This window comes from Bacillus sp. BPN334 (assembly GCF_008368885.1).
Classification (GTDB): domain Bacteria; phylum Bacillota; class Bacilli; order Bacillales; family Bacillaceae_G; genus Bacillus_A; species Bacillus_A wiedmannii.
Genome location: NZ_QOZW01000050.1, coordinates 1 through 848 on the forward strand (window position 1 = coordinate 1; position 848 = coordinate 848).

Genomic DNA, 848 nt, shown 5'->3' on the forward strand with positions numbered 1-848 from the left:
TCAAAGTCTTACTTTTACCAAACAGGAGGGTCCTACTAGTATAGTTAGTTTATTTGTGCAAAAAACATTTTGTATTTGCTGTAACGATAATAAGGATTCGTGTGATGAATATTATCAAGATTGTAATTAATAGATTAACGCAGCAAAAGAAACCGTTTTATACAGGGTTCTTTTTATTTCGCTCCATACATTTTCAAAAACATTTTAGAATCATACACTATGATTTTTCTTTAAATCTCTCCTTCCCCGTTATTTTATAAAAATAACACTTTAGTTTAATTACGGGACTTATCATCATTTAATGAAGGAAAGTAAAATTTAGAAAAAAAGACGACGTATTCAACGTCGTCTTTTTTATAAACAGAAAAGTGAATTCTCAAGATTTCCTTTTACGTCAAAGCCCATCATCTCTTAGTTCATACCTAGGTAAAGCTTACACTGTTTTCCATAATGATAAGGCATAAATCCAGTTTGGATCCCCATTTCCTTGATAGCTCTGGACTGCTTCATATACTTTTCCTTCGTGTAGAACTCTATCTCCCTTTTCATATGCTTTCTTTGCATCCCAACCTTCATATGAAGCGCTTTCAGTTTTTGTAGTAATTGTGAATATATCACTCTGTACAGATTCATTTCCAGCTACATCAACAGCTTTCACTACATATTTATAAGTAGTATTAGAGAGTAAATTTTTATCCATATAAGAAGTCGTATTAGATGTTGCAATCTTTTTCATTGATCCTTCTGTTTCTCTATAAATATCGTAATGGTCTACACTAATATTATCGTCAGATGGACTCCACATTAAATCAACACTTGATGCTGTCGTTCCCATACTATGTAATCCT

General features: G+C 32.0%; 1 protein-coding gene and 1 pseudogene. One reads left to right on the top strand and one right to left on the bottom strand.

The window, feature by feature from the left end; genetic code table 11:
- A pseudogene (locus tag DN393_RS31140) lies at positions 1-130 on the top strand (exosporium protein D); the annotation flags it as partial.
- Positions 131-433: 303 nt separating this feature from the next.
- Here the strand turns inward: DN393_RS31140 and DN393_RS31145 are convergent.
- Positions 434-848 (bottom strand): fibronectin type III domain-containing protein (locus DN393_RS31145; RefSeq protein WP_179958551.1); only part of this gene is annotated, 415 nt, incomplete at its 5' end.